Below are 19,348 nucleotides of genomic sequence, written 5' to 3' on the forward strand. Positions count from 1 at the left end.
CCAGACTCGCTGGAGCGGGCATGATGGCATTCACTATGACCACTCGCCGAGACCTGACCCAGGTCGCTCTCCTGGAGGAGCTCTACGCCCGAGTGCCCCCGCTGGAGTGTGTGGGGAAGTGCGGTCACTCGTGCGTGTCCGGCATTGACATGAGCGAGGCCGAACGCAGGCGCATCAGTGAGGCTGGATGCAACATCCCTGAGCGGCACGACAGCCAACCAGGGTCAGGGTGCCCAGCGCTCACTTTTCTTGGCACGTGCTCGGTGTACTGGATCCGGCCGATGGTGTGCCGGATCTGGGGAGCTGCCGAGTCCATGCCGTGCCCGCATGGTTGCGGTCCGGCCGATGGGCGGGCGCTTCTCAGCGCAGGTGAGGCATTGGAACTGCTGGTGACCAGTCTCGAAGTAGGGGGCAGTTCGTTGGACGACCAGATTGCTCAACTCCGCCCATACCTGCACGATCCCGAGATTATCGGGCTGTTGACGGCGATGGTGGGCGGAGACCCCACGGCTCCGGCGAAGCTGATCACTGCTGTCCGGCGACATCGAGGGCGTGACAGCTCGTAGCCGCGGGCGAACCGGGTTCCTGCAGAGGCCAAGCGCAGCGCTGAAGAGGGGTGCTGGTCCAGCTGAGCCGGTGTAGACCAGGCCGGAGTGCACCGAGTGGGACCCGACCTAGAGATGGCCTCCAGTGTCGAAGTCGGTGTCAGGGGATCGGTCGCGTGGGGCAGGCATCGTTGTGGGGCAGGACAAGGACGCGGTCGGCGGGATCCGGATAAGCCTGGGCCTCACAGGTTCCGCATTCCTTTGCCTGCCATCTCCAGTGGCCCGCGGCGAAGTCGTAGCGGCCGTGTCTGTCTGGGACGTAGCACTCCGGGTCCGCGTCTTCATTGGCCTCGGGCGAGGTCAGGAGGACATCCACACCGTCCCAGCTGGCGGAGCAGAACTCGTCGGGCTCCTCGCTGTGCAACTTGTTCGTCCAGTCAACGACGTGCTCGGCGGCTTCGCGGGTGAAGGCGGGCAGGACCCAGCCGTTCCATCGCGCAGTGGGATCCACCCAGGCCGGGAACCACTTACCTTCTCCGCGCCCGTAGAGGTAGATGTAGACGAATGCGTTGTCCTGCCGGGAATCACTGTCGGCAAACGCAGTGCCCTTGGGAGACATGGGAAAGTTGAGTGTGGGCTGACGACGGACGTTGACCGTCGTACCTCGCCGCTCCAGCACCGTGCCGACTGGATGGCTGGCGGCACGCTCGGCCAGGTCCTCCGCAATCGCAGTTGTCCGTGCGAGCAGCGTGGCGCGGTCATCCTGCCTGCCGATTCCGGCGGCCAGGAGACCGCGGTGGACATTGTCGTGGTACTCGTCGAAGGTCAATTCTAATGTGACGATCATGGCGGTGGTGGTGGACCTGCGGGAGTCCAGCCCGAGAAATGCTCGACCGCAGCCACAACTGCTGTCGGGGTCCTGCTGGTCAAGGTCGCACATCGCAGGCAGACACACGAGTTCGGCCTCGTGGGCGTGGGCAAAGTCGTTGTGGCGGGTACCGTGGGTGGCCCGGGTGGCAACGAGCACATTCATGTAGGGCATGGGTTTCCTGGGGGTAGGCGATGCCGGGGACGGTCGACGCGCGCTGATGGGGACTGCCACGGCTCGTGGTGTTCCCGCGGAAGGCGACTGTGGGTGTTGATGTGGTGGCTTCATCTGGCTTGGTGCATCCCGCCGACTCGCCCACAGGTTTCCGTCCTCTGTGGAGGATCAGGCTCGTGGTGACGGCACTGCGCGGGGGATGTGAGGCTGGGGGCAGGCTCCGAGTCGCGCCTGTCATGCTCTGCGTTGGCGAGGGTGGTGGTGTGCTGTGTCGTATGAGGCTTGGTCATGGGCGATCGCGGCGCTCCGGCCAGGCCCGCCGGGACGGTCCCGGCGAATCGGTGTTGCCGATCTCTTCCTCATCCGAGCAGGCGCCGACACTGCAGATGATGAGGCCGCTGAATTCGGTGAAGCTACTCAGCTGATCGTGCAGCCAGCACTCGATCGCTTCGCCCACTGTGCCGTCAGCGGGGACAGTCGTGTTGAACCAGCGCTGAAAGGTCGCACTGAGCGGGCTGGCTGACCGTGGTTCGCTCTGCTGTTCGGCGGATGGGCACAGAGGCTGTCGTTGCCGGACCAGATGCCGACCTCGGTGAGAAGTGTCGTGCGCCCGGTGATCGGATCCTCTAGTAGCCGGGCTATGTCCTCCCCCGGGCGGACCTGGTTGATCGACACGATCGCGATGTGGTCCATCCTCAGCAAAGATCGCGATCATGGTCTCGGGTGACAGGGATCCGGTTGGGACACTATGTGGGTGTAGCTGGAGAGCCAGGTCGCCGCGTCCGGGCCTGGTTCGGTGAGCGCGTCGATCTGGCGGATGATGTCCAAGCGATCATGGGTGGACATGTCCGTCCTTCTCAACACCCGTTGCGCGGCACGGGAACCAGCTTGTGACGGTGTCGGCACCATCTGGCATCCGGATGCCGGGTGTCTCGCCCCGGGCGGGGCGCTGACGCTGGGGGCGGCGCAGGCGCTGGTGTCAAGCCGCGTGCTGGCGTGCCGCTGGTAGCTGAGGGGAGCAGCGGAGTTCGCCAGTACGCGGCTTGACTCCGGGGCCGGAGTCGCCCAGCGTGCGCCGCGCCGCCCGGGGCGAGACACCCGGCTCGGATGCCTCGCCTGCTCAGTCGTGGCGGCGCCAGCGCACGGTGTCCTCGACCAGGTCGGCGTCCCACACCGGCAGGCCCGGGTCGGGCTCGAAGCCGAGGAAGCCGTGGTCGTGGCGGGCGTACCAGCCTTGGGTGACGCTGCCGTCCAACAATGCCCCGGCCACGCCGTGCGGCCGGCAACCCGATGCCCGCTCTGCGTGGAGGCAGAACGCCGGACAGGCGCGGCCGGCCACTTGGCCGGACAGCCCAACCGTTCCGGAAACCCTCGGTAGCCAGTCCCGTTCGGACCTAGCGGTTCATCACGATCGCGGCCGGGCTGTCGACCATCGAGGCAGTGTCAGGGTAGGTGTAGTACCACTTCTGACAGGTGCTCTGGGCTTTGCTGGGGTTGCCGCCGGTGCGGAGTTGCCGGGCGATGGCCTGGCGAACCTCGGCGGTGAACGCGGGCGTCCAGGGGGTTAGCCGGATCGCTTCGACCAGACCAGTGGCAGCGTCCACGAGCACGATCCGCACGCTGACGCCGCCCGCGGTCCCGGTCTCTGGCAGACCGGCAGTGCGATTGGTCTGCCTGGCTGCCTCCCAGGTGCCGTCCTGCCAGAGCGAGGCGCCCAGTTGCCACCCCAGCAGGAGCACCTCGTCGGCGGCCATCAGCAGGAAGTTCGCCACCCCGGTTCTCACGTCGTTGATCTCACGGTCATTCGGTCGTTTCAGGAAGAGCAGAATCTCCACGCCCTGCTCGGACAACGTCACCTGCGTCGTCTCCGGCCAGCTTTTCTTGTTCGGGTGGTAGAGATGGCCTACGGCAAGGACGTGCAGCTGTTCCGGGGCGGGTTGGCTGCCGGCGAACTCATCATCGGCGGGGTCGGTGGTCAGGCCCAGTATCGGGTCATAGGGAAGGTCGCAGACGATGAAACCCTCCGGGGAGACCGTCCACCCTGCCCGCAGCACGGCTCGCACCGGCGCGGGAACGGTCCGCCCGTCAAGGGCGGAAGCCGGCGCACCGGCCCGCTCCTGGTAGTCGGAGGCGAGCAGGACGACCACGTTGTGACCACTGTCGGGCATGTAGCAATACCAGGGGGCCAACTCCGGGGGGAGTTCGGAATGATACCGGTGCCCCGCGGCGGCGTACTTGCCATAAACCTGGTTGATCACCGCTGCGGGATCGACTTTCTGGGACACACATCCTCCGTTGTCGGCAGGCTCCGGCACCACAGCTTCGCGCCATCCCGCGGCCCGGCCGCCGAAGGCAGGGCCAGGTGCGTGGGCGGTCGGCGCCCGTGCGGGTTCCGGTGCGGAGCAGCGCAACCCGCTGCGGTTCACTCACTAGCACCTCATGCCCGTGCGGAGAGGATGACGAACACCCTCTCGCTTCGGACACTCGGCCATGGTCGTTTCGGCGCGTTTCGCATGCTGGGTAGCACGGAGTGTAGCGACTGTCCCCGACACCGGTGTCGGCCCACGAACTGGTCAACAGCAACCGCTTGTCCTGTTCGCCCACAGACTCCTCGACGTCGGCCGCGCCCTCGTTCACCGCGCCAGTTCTGCCCAGTCCCGAACTCGGCGCCGTCCTGGCCTTGGCCACCAGGGGAACAGCCAGCGGTGTCGCACGAGGGCACCTGGGGTGAGGCCGTTGCTGAGCTGGAGCCGGGCCCCTAGGTTGAGTGTGACGAGGTGACGGTCTCGTTCAGTTCTCCGGGGTGCGGGGTGGGTAGTCACCGGCAGAGCAGCTGATGTCGGCGAGCCGGACGAGGGTTTCCAGCAACGCCAGACCCCAGTATCCGTAGCGCTGGCAGAGTGTTTCGAACCGAACGCAGCTCTCCCAGTCCACAGAGGACATCGCAGTGATGTCGACCTCGACATCCCGGTCCAAGGTGGCGCAGTCGCGGAGGATGACGATGCTGCTGGGGCGCTGGGGATCGGGCACCGGTGGCAACAGCGGCCTACTGTGGCCGTGGTGGGCTGCGATCAGGTGCACCAGCAGATCGGAGTCCACTCCCTTCACCACCCCGGCGTCGAGAAGGTGGCTGGCCAGGAACGCTGCGAGCCCCTCATGCCGGGCCCCCTCGGGGTAGCCGCTGTACTTGCGCGCCTGGATGAGCGTGGCGCGATTGGCCGGATCCATATCCGACTTGGCCAGCGGGTGATCCGCGGCTTCGACTGCCAGGTGCGATCCGCGGCGCAGCATTGCTTGAAACCGCGGATCGAGCTTGCCCAGATTGTGCCAGCGGGCCGCTTGGACGACGGTGGCGGCCACGATCGGGTCCAGGTGGAGGTTCCGGGCGAACTCCTCGGTCAGGTCACCGACCTGGTCGTGGTGCTGGTGCAGGCTCAGCTGACGGTCGGAGGTGGAGGAGTGCCCGGCGACGTCTTCCCGGACCCCCGGGGAGCCCCGGTGGACGAGCACGAGCTCCGCGGCGCTGGCCGGGTGGGGGCTGGCGAACCTGTGGGGAAACGGCGCACCGGGGTGCAGCCGGGCCCACCACGCGCCGAGCCGGTAGCGAAGGTCGGCCAGGGTCTCGGTGATCGCGGACTCGCCCGCCTTGAGATCATGCTGTCGCGGTGCGGGCAGGATCGCGGGCAGATCGGCATAGAACATGGTGGCTGGCAGGTGCTGGCGCAGTTGGTCCAGCCGGTGCGCGATCGCCGCGGTGGTCTCGCTGTCGGCGGTGGCTGCCAGCAGGGGCAGCAGGGTGGCCGGGTCCAGTCGCAGCACCGGGCGGCGCCGGGCACCAAGGCTGGCCAGTTCGGCGATATCGAGCACCGGGCCGACACTGTTCGGCGCCCACCCGTAGGCGTCCAGGCCGCCGTAGGTGGCGGGCAGGATGAGCAGGTCCTCGGCACGCAACTGCCCGGCGTCGGTCACCACGCGGGGCCGCTGGTCGGTACGCAGCACCAGAACCGGCCGCGCGGCACGCACGGGCTTGCGGTCGGGCTCGGTGGGTTCGCACTCCAGGTCGGCCAGCACGCTTTTGTCCTCTGTGGACTGGAGCCAGGAGCGGACCGCGCTGATAGGGACTTCGAGGATCTCCTCGGTCCGGGGTGGGATCCGTTCGACCGTGGCCGCCCAGTTCTGGGTGTCCTTGGGGTGCATGTCGGCGCGCCAGAGCAGGCGCACCGTGGTGGGGCGGCGGCCCACTCCGTGCAGGAACGGCGCCACCGGGGCATCGGGGATGGGGATCGGGGCGGTGCGCACCCACCCGTGCAGGTGCTGGGCGAACATCTCCGGCACCCGCGTGGTCGTGCTCAGCGCCTCGGCCGGGGCCCGCAGCCCGCGCAGCGCCTGCGGGCTGACGTTCAGACCGTCGGGGTTGGTGAAGATCTCGGCGGTGACCGCGCGGGCACCCGGCCACTCCCCGGCGGGCTGTAGCTGGGTTAGCCAGTCCCAGGTGTGCTGGCGTGGCGGGCCGTAGACGGGGTCCGGGGTGGTGGTGACCGGGTGCACGATCACCGCGACCGCGGTGGCCGGGACTTGGCCGAGGCCGTTGAGCTGACCGAGCCGCCCCACCAGGGCATCCCACGGAGCGGACTCGGTGATCAGCACGTCCAGGTCGAGGATGGCCCCAACCTCCACTGCCTGGGTCGCCACCACGAACCGGGTCGTGTGCGCGGCGGGGTCCGCCTTACGCCACCCGATCATGATCTTGTCGGTCCAGGTGGCCAGGAGCCGGTCCCGGTCCCCCTGCCGGGAGTGACCGGTCAGCAGTACCGCCTCCGCCCCGTCGGCGTGCTGGCCGCGCAGGTGGGTGAACACCGCGCGGGCCTGGGCCACCGTGTTGACCACCACCCCGATCAACCCGCCCGGACGCGCCTGCGCGGCACGGGTCGCGGCCGCGACGAGCACGTCGGTGAGTTTGCGGTGCGGGCAGGTCACGGTGACCAGCTTCTTGGCCGCCCGCAACCGCTTCCCCGCCACTGGGTGGGCGAGGTTCTCCTCGAGGTCGAATATCGGCTCGACCGGTCCGGTGGCGGCGCGGTGGGTGGCGGTGAGCTGGACGAGCCGCATCGGGGCGGCCACCGGTTCGCTTGGGCGGTCCAGGTCTTGCACCGCGGTCACGGTGTGCAGGAACGGCTCGGACAGGTGGGCCTCATCGAGGAAGAGCAGCGCGTCGGTGCCCACCAGAGCGGCATCGATCGGCGCCAGCTTCGCCGAGGTGCCGTAGGGCCTAAACAGCAGCCGGGAGCCGACCTGGTCGACCGTGCCCACGACGATGCCGAAGCGGTCGGGGCGGTCCAGCCACCGCCAGTCCCAGCTGGCGCCCCCGCGCATCCGGGTGACCGACACCGGCTCCCCCGGCACCAGCGAAGCAGCCAGCCCGGCCAGGTTCTCGGCCACCAGCCGGGCTGCCACGCCGGTCGGGTTGCGCAATGCAGCGGCCAGGCGCTGGGCGTGGGCGTAGGCCTCATCGACCACGATGCGGCGGTCGACGACGAAGAACACCCGGCGCGGGCTGATCCCGGCCGCGGCGGTGTAGGCGGCCACGTCCAGCACCGTGGTCTTGCCCAACCCGGTGGGCACATCCAGCAGACTCGGCCACTCCCGCCGGGTGAGGACGTGCTCGACGAGGCGTTCCTGCCACGGGAACGGGGTGTGGCCATGGACCTGCTGGAGGAAGTCGGCGAAACCGCCGAGGGTGAACTCACTCATCATGCTCGCCTTGCCTGGGAGGAACGGGACGAAGTGGGCGGGATAGAGCCATGCCGAGGATCCGTCGCCCACCCGGGTACGAGACCAGGGGAGGGATGGAGGGCGGACTCCGCGGCGGCCGCGGGTGACCGGGTCACATCTGCTTGAGCCGGGCCAGCACCGCACGGTCGCGCAGGTGGATCTCCTCGCCGTGGCGGGTGAGGGCTCCGAGGTACTCCAGGTCGCGCAGGGTGTTCTTCAGCGTGGTCGCCGCGCGGGTGCCGTGGGTGACGCGGCGGTGGGGGTTGAGGCGCTCACCATGGGCGCGGCGGCGGGCGATCTCACCTGGGCCCACCAGTCGCGGTTGCCGGTCCTCAGGGAAATCTCGGATCCAGGCCTCACGGATGACGGAGCGGGTAAGCACGTCGCTGGCGTGGCCCAGCTCCAGCAGCAGGTCGGCGGTGATCACCAAGGCGTCGGTCACCAGCACCTGGTGACCGGTGGGCGCAGGCAACGCTGGGCACGGGCGACTGGAGTTCTCGGTGCGGTGGAGCGCGTGGTCGGTCATGGTCATCGTCCTCGGGGCAGCATCCGGTACCCGGAGCCGGGTGGCGCCGGGGCAGATGCTTGGGCCACGACGACCACGGCCGAAGCCGTGGCGAACGACGATGCGCGCCGGTGGACCGTGCCAAGGAGGGCCCGCCGAAGCGGGCGAGACTGAGCTGAAGAGTCAGACCCAGCGCACGGTGCCAACATCCGGCCACCCTGCAATGAGGGTGGCACCAAGCGGCGTCCAGGCTACCCTGAGGCGGGGCTGGGCGTCGACAGGGCCGCCTGGAGGTGGAGTGGGAGCTGGGGCGGCGCCGACGACTCCGCGCCGCTTCAGTCCGGGGTGGTGGCCACCGCAGCTCGATCACCCGGACTAGTGCGGCGCCAGCACCGGACTTCTCTGCATCCGCGCGGGGTGAGATCGGCGTATCGACGCCGGCGTCTGCTCTGTCGGTGCCCCGCGATGATCTGGCCGGATCGGTGATCGCGTGACCGGGCCCCTGCCGGGTGACGGGATCACCGAAGGCTGAAGTTGAGGTGCCCTGTGCATGATCGAAATGGTGGCGCTGCTGATCCGCGACCGCCTCGCAGGCAACGACCTTTGGGTCCTGCCGCGGCAGAGGTCGTCGAGACCTGTCGTCGGGAGGATGGGGCTGGGTTACCTGGTTCCTGCTGTGGCGTCAGGACCGAGGATGTGGACGATGAATCCTTCGCGGGCGAGGTCGGGTCGGGCTTCGTGGATGGCGCGGTCAAGTGTCCGCACTTGTGGTTCTGGAACACGCAGGCTGTGTTGTTTGCCCGGTTCGTGTGGTGGCCGGTCCCGTTGCCGTGCCAAGCAGACTTCCAGTGGGGTGGAGAGCACTGCCGCGACCGCTGGCAGGCTGGACTCGGCTGCGATGGCCAGCAGCGCGGCTCGGGTGCGGGCGAGGTGGTGGGTGCCGTCGACGATAGTTGTCAGCCCTGCGGCGCTTCGGTCCGCGAGGCGCTCCCTCAGAAGCGTGCCGGCCATCGGGTCCGCCGCCGGATCGGCAGGATCTCCGGACACCTCGGCGCGGTGAGCAGCATAGGACAATGTCGCGGTCCTGTTTCCCAGTTGGTCAGTCAGGACCTTGGCGAGCGTGGACTTGCCTGCTCCGGGCGGGCCGAGCAACACCACCACGCACGGTGCATGCTTGCTGATACAGCGGATCAGTGCGGCAGTCGGTTCCGGAAGCGGCGGCTGCGGCTGGCCGAGGTTGCCCATGACGATCAACGGTAGCGCCCACGTAGCCGAGGCAGCGGTCATCTCGGCTGGGGCTCTCCGGTACTTCCGCAAGGGAATGGACGGGATTGTGCTGTTCGTCCGTGCTACGGCGGCCTCCGCTGTGAGGGAGCAGCCGCTGGTAGAAACCGGTTTTGCCATGGGGGAACTGTCCATCTAGGACCGCTGCTTGTTCGCTCAGGTGGCCTGGAGTCGGTGTTCTGCCCAGGTTCGGGCTGTCTCGGCGAGGCGGGCCCGGTGCGGTGCCGGGTACTGCACGCGCAGCCACTCCCACCAGCCGTAGATGGTGGTGGCGAACGCTGTGATCTCCTCCGGGGACGCCTTGGACCAGGTGGGCAGGCCGGAGGCCCACTGTTCGGCGTCGGCAGGTTCGTGTCCGGCTGCGATGAGGCGCGGGACCAGGTAGGCAGTGTCGACCCAGACAGCAGCCCGCTGTGCCCAGGCCCAGTCGATGACGTGGGCCGTGTTGCTGACCAGGATGTTGAGCGGGTGCAGGTCGGTATGGGCCAACGTGTCACCGCGGACTGCCTCGGTCACCAGCGCCTCCCGGGTGACGAACTCGTCGAACCTCTCGCGCGCCCACTGGTCCATGTCTTCCGGTGGGTTGTGCCGGAGGCGACGCCAGGGGGCGACGCGCGTGAGTTTGTCGGCCAGCGCGGGCACCTGGACTGGTGGGCACGGGGTCAACTCGTTGGCCAGGGTGCTCACTCCTTCGCCGACGAGTGCCAAGTCCGGCGAGTGCGGGGATAGGTCGGCGTGCTGCCCGGCAGCATGCGTGAAGCCGAGCAGCAGCCAACCGTCCACCTCGACGTTCCAGAGAAGGCGGGGGGCGACCGCAGGCAGGAACGGGGCTACCTGCACCTCGGTCCTGTGCATGGCCGACGTGGGGTCCGTGGTGGCCTTGCAGAACACCGGCCCGCCGGTGGTGTGCAGGGTGGCGGCGAACGCGGAGTTGATGCCCGCGGTGGCGTGCTCCACCCTGGTGACCTCGCCGCAGTGCTGTTGCACGGCGTCTCGGACCGGGGAGGGGAGGTCTGCCCATTCACTGCGTTGTGTCACGGTCCCTATCTTCTCGGGTTGAGCCGACGATCAGTTGAGGTGGGGCGGCGGGTCGTCCGAGCAGCCGTTCTTGCAGGGTGGGCATGCGCCGCCCCCTCCGTGGCACTTCCCGGGGGCTACCTCCGTCCACCGGTGTGGGTGGACGCTCAGGCCGGTCGCGCAGATGGTCGCCGCAGTCCGGGTGAGTGCGGCTCCGTGGGGCCCGCCGGTGTCCTGTTCGTTGCCAGGGTCGGTGGGCACATGGTGGATAAACCGGCCTGCAAGGCGCTGGCAGAGCAGCAATGGCGACGTCGGCGTTGGAACTGTCTGAATGCCTTGTGGGTCAGGGGTTTCTCGGCGGCTGACGTCGGCGGTGCAGTCTCAGAGGGCCGTGAAGTCGGCATTGTCGACCCGCTTCGATGCGAAGTCGGCCCGCCTGGTCGACGTTCGACAACTGACCTGGTGACGACTCGGCGACCTCCCTGCTTCGGCCGAAGCCGTGGAGATCGCCGTCGCCGAGGTGCACGGCACGGCCTACATCGCCGTGCGGATCTGCACCGTGCTGACCGTCCTGTTGTTCGGCAGGGGTGAACGGCTGGCCTGGCTGGAGGGCGTCCACCGCGGTGAGTTTGAGCTAACCCAGCTCGGGTATCGCGAACTGGAAGGTCAAGTAACGAACCAGGGGACATGGTCCGATTCGGGATAAACCCGCAGGTCAGGGACCTAGATGTGCTGGCCAGGCTGCCACAGGACCGCCGTTGGCTGCTGCCCACCGGTCCGGCAGAATTCTCGGGCAGCCTCCGCAACCGCTGCAATCGGCACGGCGGAGTCCGCACGGAAGGTGGATCGTGACTCCCGGTCGAACATCAACTCGACCGGCTCAGGGGTTGGCTGTGCGGCGAGTGAGTCCACAAGCACCCCCTTCGGGGGCACCGCAGACTTCCGGGCGAGGTAGCTCACCGCGGCCACCACGCCGTCCTCCCCGACGGAGGTCAACAGCCTGGTGTCCGGGTAGTACCGCTCCCGGCCGTCGGCGCCCGTGGACGCCTCCCGGTCGGAGACAAACCACTGCACCACCGCCGCGCCGGGGGTCAGTAGCTCGGCAATCAGGGCCTCGACCTCGCTGGGCTGCCGCGCGTACCGGAGCCTGTTGCCGACCAGCACGCTCACCACGGTCTCGGTCACGGCGTTGCCTTCTCCCTTTCAGGACCTTCGGTTCGGTCGCCCCGCGCTCTCACACCACCAGCATGGAACCCTGCTGGATAAGCGCGGTCACCGCTTCCGCCGTACTCTGCTGGTCACCGCCCGCTTCTTGCGTCTGTTGGACCGGTCCCTCTGGCGGCGCTGGCTGTGAGAGAGATCGTCGGGGAACAGTGCGTTGAGCGCTTCCGCCTCGGCCACCACCGCCTCCCGGTAGGCAACCAGCGCAGCGCCGTGCTCGTTAAGCACCTGCGGCAGGCCGGTCATGCAGTGGCCCCAGTACCCCACCACCTCCTGCGGCGGCAAGGCGGAGACCTCAGCCTGTGCCACCTGCTCGAACCCGACGAACAGCTCGATCAGGTTGTGCCGCGCTTCGGCAAGCCGCTGCGCCTCCGGTGAGGCTTGCAGCGAGACCATGCCGTAGCCGTAGGCGATGTAGAGCATCTGCTTCGTGTCGTCGGGCAGCTCGTCGAAGTCCCCGCTCATTCCGGCTCGTCCTCCTCCTCGGTGGTGTCGGTGTAGCGCTGGATGGTCGGGGCGTGCTGTTCGGTGAGGTCGGAGTTGGCGGTGAAGTACGCGAGCGAGGCTTCGGCAAACTCTTGCGCCCGTGCGGCAAGCAGTTGTGTCACCGTCGCCAGCATCTCGGGGCCGCGCTCCCCGGTGTTGCACAGCCTGTTCCACTCCTCGGCGGTGACGTGCAGGGCCTGGATGCTCTGCCACAGTGTCGTCTTTTCCGGGCGGCCGTCCATCTGGAGGACGGCGAACTCGATGGCCTCACGCAGGACCGGCCGAGGAAACTCCGTCGGCCATCCCTTGAACCCGATCACGGTTGCTTCCTGGTCTCCGGGGCGGAGGCACGGGCACCAGTCCGGACGCGGTCCGCGCGGCCGCGTAGTTTGGCCAGGTGGTCCTCGGCCGAGGCGATCAGCTCCACTTCCGGGGGGCGTTCATGCAGGCGGACCCGCGGGGTCTGCTCGACCCGGTTCGGTTTGTCGTGCCGGGTGGTGCCTGCTGTGAACGGCCTATCCGGTTGCGGGGCCTCGGTAATCAGCGGCACAGGGTCCATGCGCCGGGCGGTGGCGCGGTGCCGGATGCAGTCCCACATCAGCGGGATTTCGGTTGCCTCGGTGAACATCGGCACGGTGATGGTGCAGCCGGGCTGTGGGCAGGCGAAGACCACGTTCATACGCGGCGCGAGGTCGACTCTGCCGAAGGTCACGACCGTCCTGGGTTCCCAGAGCAGGGAGACGCGCATGCGGCTCACCGCCTCCTCCCGCATGCGCTGCTCGACGAACGCATCGGCCTCGGCGTCCCGGGCATAGATTTCGTCGAGGGTCATGGGCCTGGCGCGCGGAGGCAGGGCGGGTGGGTCTGGTGGGGGTGGTGGGGGTGGTGGGGGTGAGGTGACCAGCCGCAGGTGTGCCCGCGATCTGGGCGTGGGGTCATCGGGCACGGGGTCGTCCTCCACGTAGTGCTGGCGGTTCGGGTCAACTGGGGGCGCGGGCCGGGCAGGTGGTGGCCCGCGCCCCATGCCGGCCGGTGCTGTCCTGGTGGGAGGCGACAGCGCCCGGCCGCGGCTAAACGGTGTAGGGAGGGGATGCGGCGTGACGGGGTGTCCGTGCCGGGGCGGGTGAGGCGAGGCAGAGCGGGACCGGGTGGTGTTGTCGGCGCCAGGTGCGTTGCTGCGTGGTGGTGGCCACGAGCCCGTTCGTGACCGACCCGGGCGGTTCGGCCGGCCGGGCGAGCAGGTCGGCGAGCGCGGTCAGCGTCCCGGTGTATCCGGCGGCCCCGGCCAGCACCAGCGCGGCGGCCGCGGCCAGGGCGAGCACCAGGAGCCAGAACGGCATGAGCTAGGCGGGCAGCGCCGGTGCCGGGCCGGGCGGTGTCTCGGCGGAGTCTGGCTTGCCGGTGCTGTTCGCACGGGTGTCCGGGCGGATCAGCTTGGCCAGCACCAGCGTGTGCACGCCCAGTCGGGTTTCCCGCTCGGCCATGGCAGCGGTGGAGACCATGAACAGGCTCACCAGCGCCAGGGCGATGATCAGCAGTCCGCCCCACAATGGCACCCAGCCCAGCCCGGTCGTCACCAGACCGACGAGAGCATCGCCCACCGCGAACAACTGTGCCGCGAGCAGCACCGTGTACATGCGGCGCGACCGCCGGTAGGGGCTGCGCTTCTCCCTCAGTGCCTGCCGGTAGGGCAACTGGTCGGCCTCGGCCAGGTGAGCACCTGCGGCAACCTCGTTGATCACCTCGAACGCCCCGGGCGCGGCAAGCTCCGGCTGCCCGATGGTGTGGACCGGGCCGAACAGCACCGTCCGAGTCGCCGTGCAGTACGGGTTCAGGCAGGCTGAGTCCGCCTCGACCAGGCTGTTGCCGAGCGGTTCGTTGATCGGGCTTGCCCAGCGGTGGAATCCTTGGTCGCATGTGAACGCGGCCGTCATACTCAACTCGCCTTCCAGATCGAGATTGCCTTGCCGGGCAACGGTTTCGGTGGCGCCGGTTGCCTCTTGGATTTGGCCCCGGCTAGTTCGGGGACCCCGTCTAAGGCCCGCCGCTTCTGGGCGCGGGCGCGGTACTCGCAGTCCGGCTTGGGGCACAACAGGACTTCGCGGGAGGATTGCCCGTTGGGCAGTTGCGTCCACTTGTTGACCGTGCCGGTGGCTTGGCAGCCGCCAGGGCAGGGGTCCGCAGTCAGGTTCGGCATGGTGGGGCTGGGTCTCTCGGCGGGGTTAGTCATGGTGGCCTGCCGGAAACCAGGTCCACAGGCTCGCCAGGCCCGTAGAACAGCCGACGATCAGGATCGTGCTGATGATCTTGTGTGGTCCGTCCATGCACGCCAACCTCTTCCGCTGCTGGGACGGATGGACGGGACCTTCGGCGAGGGAGCCAGGACGCCTCGTCCACCCGTTAGAACACGGACAGCGCCACAACTGCGCGGTGGCCCTCCCCGTTTGGCCTGCCGTCCGGAAGCTGCACCGTGCTCGTCCTGGGGTTCGGTTCCCGATCAGCATCGGCAGCGACCTGCGACATCGGTATGTCGCCACTGTTGTCTTCTATTGACTTCTTCTGACTTCTGACGCCTTCTGGGCGACAGGCTTACGTTTCGGAACCCGTCCGCCGTACTGTGGGAGTAGTCGACGTCGACCTTCCGAGGTGGGGATGGCAGCCGCAGGACCTCCGCAAACGAGACTCGAACAGCTACTCCGTGAGTCGAACTGGACGTTTGAAGAGTTTGCGAAACGGTTCTCGGAGAAGACCGGTAAACCTCTTAGTCCAAGGCAGGCTTATCGGTGGGCTAGGCGCGAGATCGAAACCCTGCCGTATCCAAGCTCTAGGGCTGCACTTGAGGAGATGTTCGGCGAAAACGTCGAGACTCTATTCGGTCCGCCGATCGAGAGGCCAAGGTGGCTCCCTGTTGGTCACCATCGACTGGGGCACATTGATCACGGACGTGACCACGCAGACTGGCAAAGGCAGGTGATGGCAATGTGCGCCGAGAAAGCTCGCGGATTCCTCTCGGGTGCAGGTCAATCGAACGTCGGCAGGGCACAGATTGAAGAACTAGCCGATGACATCAAGGCCCTCGCCATCGACTATCCAGTCAAGCCGGTTGAGGACCTGATTCCCGAACTCGCGCGGACTCAGATCGAAATCTTCGACTACTTGAGAGGCAAGCAACCTCCGCTTGTTTCCATCGACCTTCATTTACTGGCCGGTGTCGCGTCCGGATTGCTCGCCAAGGCGTCACATGACCTTCGGAATCCGCGAGAAGCCATGACGCATGCGCGGACAGCTGCTGAATGCGCCAGTCTCGCCGGACATCCTGGCCTGCAAGCGTGGGCCGAGGGAATGCGATCCATGATCGAGTACTGGACAAATCAGTACTCGCAGGCCGCAAGGTCTGCACGGCGCGGGATCGAGCTAACGCCAGGAAACCGCGGGAGTTCTGCTATTTGGCTCGCAAGCAGCGAGGCTCGCGCGTTGGCTGCGCAAGGTCGAATCACCGAGGCGAAGGCGGCGATTGAAGCGGCTGACCGAATCCGAGAGGTCAGCTTTCCTGACACGTTGGACGAGATTGGCGGCCTGTTCAGCTTCAGTCCGGCCCGTGGCTTGTACTACGCCGCCGATGCCCTAGCTCGGGGGCGCAAGGACTGCGCGACAGAGACCGAAGAGTTTGCAAGTCGCGCATTGGCCGCATACTCGTCGGCATCCCCAGAGAACCGGTCATTCGGCGATGAGGCTGGCAGCAGGTGCGACCTTGCGATCGCACGGATTCACCTGGGCAACATAGAGGGAGCCGCGGAAGCGATCCAACCTGTTCTAGAACTTCCTCGACCAATGAGAATCCACGGAATCGTCGCCTCAGTTGAAGAGGTAGAGAAAACTCTCTCCACAATCCCGCATCAGGGGCGAGCCGGAAAGTCTCTATCTGACGAAATTGTCGAATTTAGAAGATGCCCACTGTCAATTGAGAACCCGTTCACTGACGCGAAGGTGCTGTAACAAGTGGTCGAGATCAGGGGCGACGTGGTGCGCCTGCGCGAGTTCCGTTCCGACGACCTCGATGACTCTATGCGCATCGTCGGGGACCCTAGGGTGACGCGGAATCTTTCCTTCGATCCACTGAGTCGCGAGCAGCAAGAACAGCGACTTATCGACGCCGTTAAGCGATCGTCCGCTACCCCAAGGACTGAGTACTACTTCGCCATCGCGACTATCGACGTCGATCGCCTAGTTGGATTCGCCCGCCTTGGCCTGAACGGCGTAAATGCCGCGAAGCTAGGTTACGCCGTTGCGGCCGAGCACTGGCGGAAAGGGTACGCCTACAACGCATGCAGGTCCCTGATCGACTTTGGCTTTGACAAGCTGAACCTGCATCGAATCAGCGCAGCCATCGGCCCAGAGAACAAGGCGTCAATTAAACTGGTAAACAAGCTTGGCTTCTCGCTAGAAGGCGAGATCAGGGACCACGTGCATACAAACGGCGCGTGGCGGAATTCGCTCCTGTATTCCCTGCTTGAATCTGACAAGCGCAAGATCCATGTATTGAGTTGATGAGTCGGGGCACCTGGTCAATCATCGGGTGCCCCGACTCATTTCCGCCCCCGCCGGTCAGAACAGTGGTTCGACGCCGCCGCCCTCGACCGCGCGGGGGCGCAGCACGCGGCGCGGTTCCAGGCTCGTCACCTCGATTGGCCCCACACCCGGCGGGGTCCGCGTGATCCGGTGGCGCACCAGGCCAGCCCGGATGCGCACTAGCGGAACACGTCATCTCACGCTGGCGATCAACACCACGGTGGACAGGGCCCTCTACGGTTGTCACCGGTTGCTGGAATGGGTGTTGCCCTCGGCTCTACTCAGGAGATCCATGATGATCAGGGCAAACACACCTACAAAGGCAGGGGCGGAGTCGAGCGATGACCTGGACCGCGCAGTTCGATGTCCAGACCGCCGACGGGCTTGAGGCGATCATCGCCACCAGCCAGAGCACGGTGGAGCAGGCGCTGGCCCGGTTGCTCGTGGCCCGTCACCTCCACACCCCGACGGTGCACATCCTCGAGCGCCCCAGGTTCGGCCCGGTCCAGATCCCCGATCACGGACTCAAGATCGACGTCTGCGACGCCCGCGGGCTGGGCGCGCTGGCCTATGTCGGCGAGGTTCCTGCGGACCTCAACGGCGGCGGTGCGTTCATCACCCTGGCGGCCGAATTCGTGTCTGATCCGCCGGCGCTGTACCAGGACCTCGGCGGCGATGCCGTGTATCCGCCGAACGCGGTGATCCCGCTCGACCGGGTACGCGCTGCCCTGATTGAGTTCTGGGAACAGGGCGGGCAACGGCCAACCTGCGTGGACTGGCAACCGGTGGAGAGCTGGTAAGGCTTTGACCAGCCTAGAGAAGGCGACGTGGCGAGTTGGCCCCGGCATTGTCCTAAGATTCCAGTGGTGATTGCAACACCTAGTTGTCCACGAGTTGCAGTTGTTCGAGATCCGTGCGGTCCGGTCACCACAATAATTGAGGAGGCTGAACGCCGACCGCCAGCCATATCGCGATCTTGTGGCGCGCAAGGTTGGCATTGCCAAGGCGTGTCGGATCGTGGTGGGTTCGGCACCACGGATGCGGTGGACTCACCTGTGGCGGTGGTACAGGTGTGGGCCGAGGAGTTCGTGTACCCAGTCCGGCAGTCGTGCGACTAGTCCGGGATCCAGGCCCGGTGGTGGCTGGTACCACGGCAGCACGGGATCGCCTGCGGCGTCCAGGACGGCGAAGGCCAGTCGCAGCGAATCCGCTCGCGCACCGCCGTAGCAGTAGATGGATGCGACTTGGCCGCAACTGATGTTGGTAGCCAGAGCCGGATTGTCGGCGTCGCGGGCGAAAACTCCCGATCCCGCGCCGTAGCCGCCGAGTTCGGCATCCAGCAGTGCGGTGCAGTGCCAGAAGGTGACGCTCTCCACTTCAGCCTTACCGGCGACGGTGTGCACCTGCAGGTGTACCAGTCGTCCGTTGCCAGGGTTGACCGCGACCAGATCACCACCTCCGACGGATCCCTCCGGACTGGTGGGGTGTTGCTCGGTGACCTCGAGGAAGCCTTCCTCGGCCAGCAGCGCGCGGACACCGGACATGCTGGCGGGCTGGCCGCCGAAATCCAGCAGGCGAACCTGATCGGCAGTGGCGGTGGGGATGAGTTGCGCGAGCCAGGCCAGCATCTCCCACCGCGGCCGGTCCCGCAGCAGGCGGGTATCTGGCGGGCACCAGGCGGCGCGAGGGCTCTGGCGCACCCTGTGCAGGGTCTCCTCGCCCAGTCGCAGCATCCGCTCCCCCACCAGCGGCAGGTCAATCGGCGGTGAGGCTTGGTCGTAGCGGCGGTCGAGCTCGGATTGCCTCATCCGCCACAGCCGCTCCAGTGCCCGGACACGCGCAGGCTCCTGGGTGGCGGCCATGGCGTAGGGCAGCGTGGAGCGGTCCTGGCCGGGGACTGCGACCTCCAGTGCGGTCAGCAGGTCCGGGGTGAACAGGTCGCGTTCGGCCGCAGAGCGCTCAGGCGGGATCCCGCGGGCGTGGTTCGTGCTGGTCGGAGTTCCTGTGGCCGGCACCGGGGTGATGGGGCTCTGTTCTGGTTGTGGTGGCCATCCGCCGGGATCGGCGAGCACGCTGTGGGCAGCGACCTCGACCGGGACGCCGCCGAAGTCGGAGGCAGCGTCAAGGGGGCGAAGGCAGAGCAGGTAGCCCGCGGGTGGGGTCAGGACCTGGCCGGTGGCCTCATCCAGGATCCAGACCGGGGCCGTCACGATCCCGCGGTCCGAGGCGACCTCTTCTTCTGGGGGCACGGTGAGTGCAGTGGTCGTGCGCACGCGGGTACCGACAGGCCAACCTCCGCCGTCGTGGATGAGCAGGGCATCCAGCAGCGTGGCCATGAAAGGCCGTGCCGTCCACAGTGGACACGTCGGCGTCACGGTCTCGAAGCCCTCGCCAAGGGGCAGGATGCTTCCCTCGTCGAACGCGGTGGCCGCTTCCCAGGCTGTGACGACTGGATCGTCGGCAAGTCCTGCCTCCCTCCGCTCCACTCGGGCCAGTTCCCAGGGGATGGTCTCCCCGGTGGCGATGGCCACCGGCACACGCGGCACGGTGACGGCGTGTCCTCTGGCGTGCAGAATGCCGCCAAGCCACACCAGGCAGTTCACCGCGTCGGTGAGCCGGTACCGCACCTGTGCCGCCTCGACCTGGCCAACCGGGAGCTCATGCTGGGCTGCCGTGGCATAGACCAGCAGTGCCCACCATCTCGTCTCCCGCACGGCCACTGGGACCGCATCCCTGGTCGCGGCGACGCAGTGACTCAGCAGGTCATCGCCGTGATGAAGCGCCTCGTCCCATCGGGGTGACCGGCTCATGGGTGTCCGCTCCGCTGGAGGCGCGTCGACCGGTGGCCACGGTGTACTTGCCGCATCTGCGCAGTGTGACAGTGTGGTCCTACTCTGGCAGATCTGG

20 protein-coding genes are annotated in these 19,348 nt (G+C 67.3%); 4 read left to right on the top strand and 16 right to left on the bottom strand.

Going from position 1 to position 19,348, the window contains the following annotated elements:
• Positions 1-705: 705 nt before the first annotated feature.
• The 9 genes from MZC64_RS19610 to MZC64_RS19645 form a co-directional block, all read right to left on the bottom strand.
• Entirely contained in the window at positions 706-1,587 is an 882-nt protein-coding gene (locus MZC64_RS19610) for a hypothetical protein (RefSeq protein ID WP_247758196.1), read from the bottom strand.
• 286 nt (positions 1,588-1,873) lie between these two features.
• Positions 1,874-2,044, bottom strand: coding sequence for a hypothetical protein (locus tag MZC64_RS19615; RefSeq protein ID WP_247758198.1), 171 nt, complete (start codon positions 2,042-2,044; stop codon positions 1,874-1,876).
• A gap of 254 nt (positions 2,045-2,298) precedes the next feature.
• Positions 2,299-2,433: a hypothetical protein gene (locus tag MZC64_RS47910; protein WP_282105470.1), complete on the bottom strand. Its 135-nt coding sequence runs from the start codon at positions 2,431-2,433 to the stop codon at positions 2,299-2,301.
• 274 nt (positions 2,434-2,707) lie between these two features.
• Positions 2,708-2,857 carry a hypothetical protein gene (locus MZC64_RS19620; RefSeq protein WP_247758199.1) on the bottom strand — a complete coding sequence of 50 codons (150 nt, stop codon included), beginning with the start codon at positions 2,855-2,857 and terminating at the stop codon, positions 2,708-2,710.
• Between the two features lie 124 nt (positions 2,858-2,981).
• Positions 2,982-3,872, bottom strand: coding sequence for a hypothetical protein (locus MZC64_RS19625; protein ID WP_247758201.1), 891 nt, complete (start codon positions 3,870-3,872; stop codon positions 2,982-2,984).
• A 505-nt stretch (positions 3,873-4,377) separates the two neighbouring features.
• Positions 4,378-7,338 (bottom strand): type I-U CRISPR-associated helicase/endonuclease Cas3, encoded by a 2,961-nt coding sequence (cas3u, locus tag MZC64_RS19630; protein WP_247758202.1) that lies wholly within the window; start codon positions 7,336-7,338, stop codon positions 4,378-4,380.
• Positions 7,339-7,471: 133 nt separating this feature from the next.
• Complete coding sequence (locus MZC64_RS19635; protein ID WP_247758203.1) at positions 7,472-7,885, bottom strand: hypothetical protein; 414 nt, start codon at positions 7,883-7,885, stop codon at positions 7,472-7,474.
• Positions 7,886-8,524: 639 nt separating this feature from the next.
• Positions 8,525-9,109, bottom strand: a complete 585-nt coding sequence (locus tag MZC64_RS19640; protein WP_247758204.1) for an ATP-binding protein — start codon at positions 9,107-9,109, stop codon at positions 8,525-8,527.
• Between the two features lie 195 nt (positions 9,110-9,304).
• On the bottom strand, positions 9,305-10,186 hold the full coding sequence (locus MZC64_RS19645) for a hypothetical protein (RefSeq protein WP_247758205.1): 882 nt from the start codon (positions 10,184-10,186) through the stop codon (positions 9,305-9,307).
• A 478-nt stretch (positions 10,187-10,664) separates the two neighbouring features.
• On the opposite strand from MZC64_RS19645, the gene MZC64_RS19650 reads away from it, so the two are divergent.
• Positions 10,665-10,871 (top strand): hypothetical protein, encoded by a 207-nt coding sequence (locus tag MZC64_RS19650; protein ID WP_247758206.1) that lies wholly within the window; start codon positions 10,665-10,667, stop codon positions 10,869-10,871.
• Between the two features lie 17 nt (positions 10,872-10,888).
• Here MZC64_RS19650 and MZC64_RS19655 read toward each other — a convergent pair whose 3' ends face one another.
• The 6 genes from MZC64_RS19655 to MZC64_RS19680 all read right to left on the bottom strand — a co-directional run bounded on the left by MZC64_RS19655 (position 10,889) and on the right by MZC64_RS19680 (position 13,806).
• Complete coding sequence (locus MZC64_RS19655; protein WP_247758208.1) at positions 10,889-11,350, bottom strand: Imm1 family immunity protein; 462 nt, start codon at positions 11,348-11,350, stop codon at positions 10,889-10,891.
• A gap of 87 nt (positions 11,351-11,437) precedes the next feature.
• Positions 11,438-11,851, bottom strand: coding sequence for a hypothetical protein (locus MZC64_RS19660; RefSeq protein WP_247758209.1), 414 nt, complete (start codon positions 11,849-11,851; stop codon positions 11,438-11,440).
• Positions 11,848-12,192, bottom strand: coding sequence for a hypothetical protein (locus MZC64_RS19665; RefSeq protein ID WP_247758210.1), 345 nt, complete (start codon positions 12,190-12,192; stop codon positions 11,848-11,850). Before MZC64_RS19665 ends, MZC64_RS19660 begins: the two co-directional genes overlap by 4 nt.
• Positions 12,189-12,704 (bottom strand): hypothetical protein, encoded by a 516-nt coding sequence (locus MZC64_RS19670; RefSeq protein WP_247758212.1) that lies wholly within the window; start codon positions 12,702-12,704, stop codon positions 12,189-12,191. Before MZC64_RS19670 ends, MZC64_RS19665 begins: the two co-directional genes overlap by 4 nt.
• 238 nt (positions 12,705-12,942) lie before the next feature.
• On the bottom strand, positions 12,943-13,212 hold the full coding sequence (locus tag MZC64_RS19675) for a hypothetical protein (protein WP_247758214.1): 270 nt from the start codon (positions 13,210-13,212) through the stop codon (positions 12,943-12,945).
• Between the two features lie 3 nt (positions 13,213-13,215).
• Positions 13,216-13,806, bottom strand: coding sequence for a hypothetical protein (locus MZC64_RS19680; protein ID WP_247758215.1), 591 nt, complete (start codon positions 13,804-13,806; stop codon positions 13,216-13,218).
• A gap of 1,045 nt (positions 13,807-14,851) precedes the next feature.
• On the opposite strand from MZC64_RS19680, the gene MZC64_RS19685 reads away from it, so the two are divergent.
• The 3 genes from MZC64_RS19685 to MZC64_RS19695 all read left to right on the top strand — a co-directional run bounded on the left by MZC64_RS19685 (position 14,852) and on the right by MZC64_RS19695 (position 17,241).
• Complete coding sequence (locus MZC64_RS19685; protein WP_247797722.1) at positions 14,852-15,868, top strand: hypothetical protein; 1,017 nt, start codon at positions 14,852-14,854, stop codon at positions 15,866-15,868.
• 3 nt (positions 15,869-15,871) lie between these two features.
• Entirely contained in the window at positions 15,872-16,420 is a 549-nt protein-coding gene (locus MZC64_RS19690; RefSeq protein WP_247758217.1) for a GNAT family N-acetyltransferase, read from the top strand.
• A gap of 362 nt (positions 16,421-16,782) precedes the next feature.
• Entirely contained in the window at positions 16,783-17,241 is a 459-nt protein-coding gene (locus tag MZC64_RS19695) for an Imm1 family immunity protein (RefSeq protein WP_247758218.1), read from the top strand.
• A gap of 249 nt (positions 17,242-17,490) precedes the next feature.
• Here MZC64_RS19695 and MZC64_RS19700 read toward each other — a convergent pair whose 3' ends face one another.
• On the bottom strand, positions 17,491-19,251 hold the full coding sequence (locus MZC64_RS19700; RefSeq protein ID WP_247758219.1) for a hypothetical protein: 1,761 nt from the start codon (positions 19,249-19,251) through the stop codon (positions 17,491-17,493).
• Between the last annotated feature and the right edge of the window lie 97 nt (positions 19,252-19,348).

The organism is Crossiella sp. S99.2 (assembly GCF_023094165.1).
Lineage (GTDB): Bacteria > Actinomycetota > Actinomycetes > Mycobacteriales > Pseudonocardiaceae > Crossiella.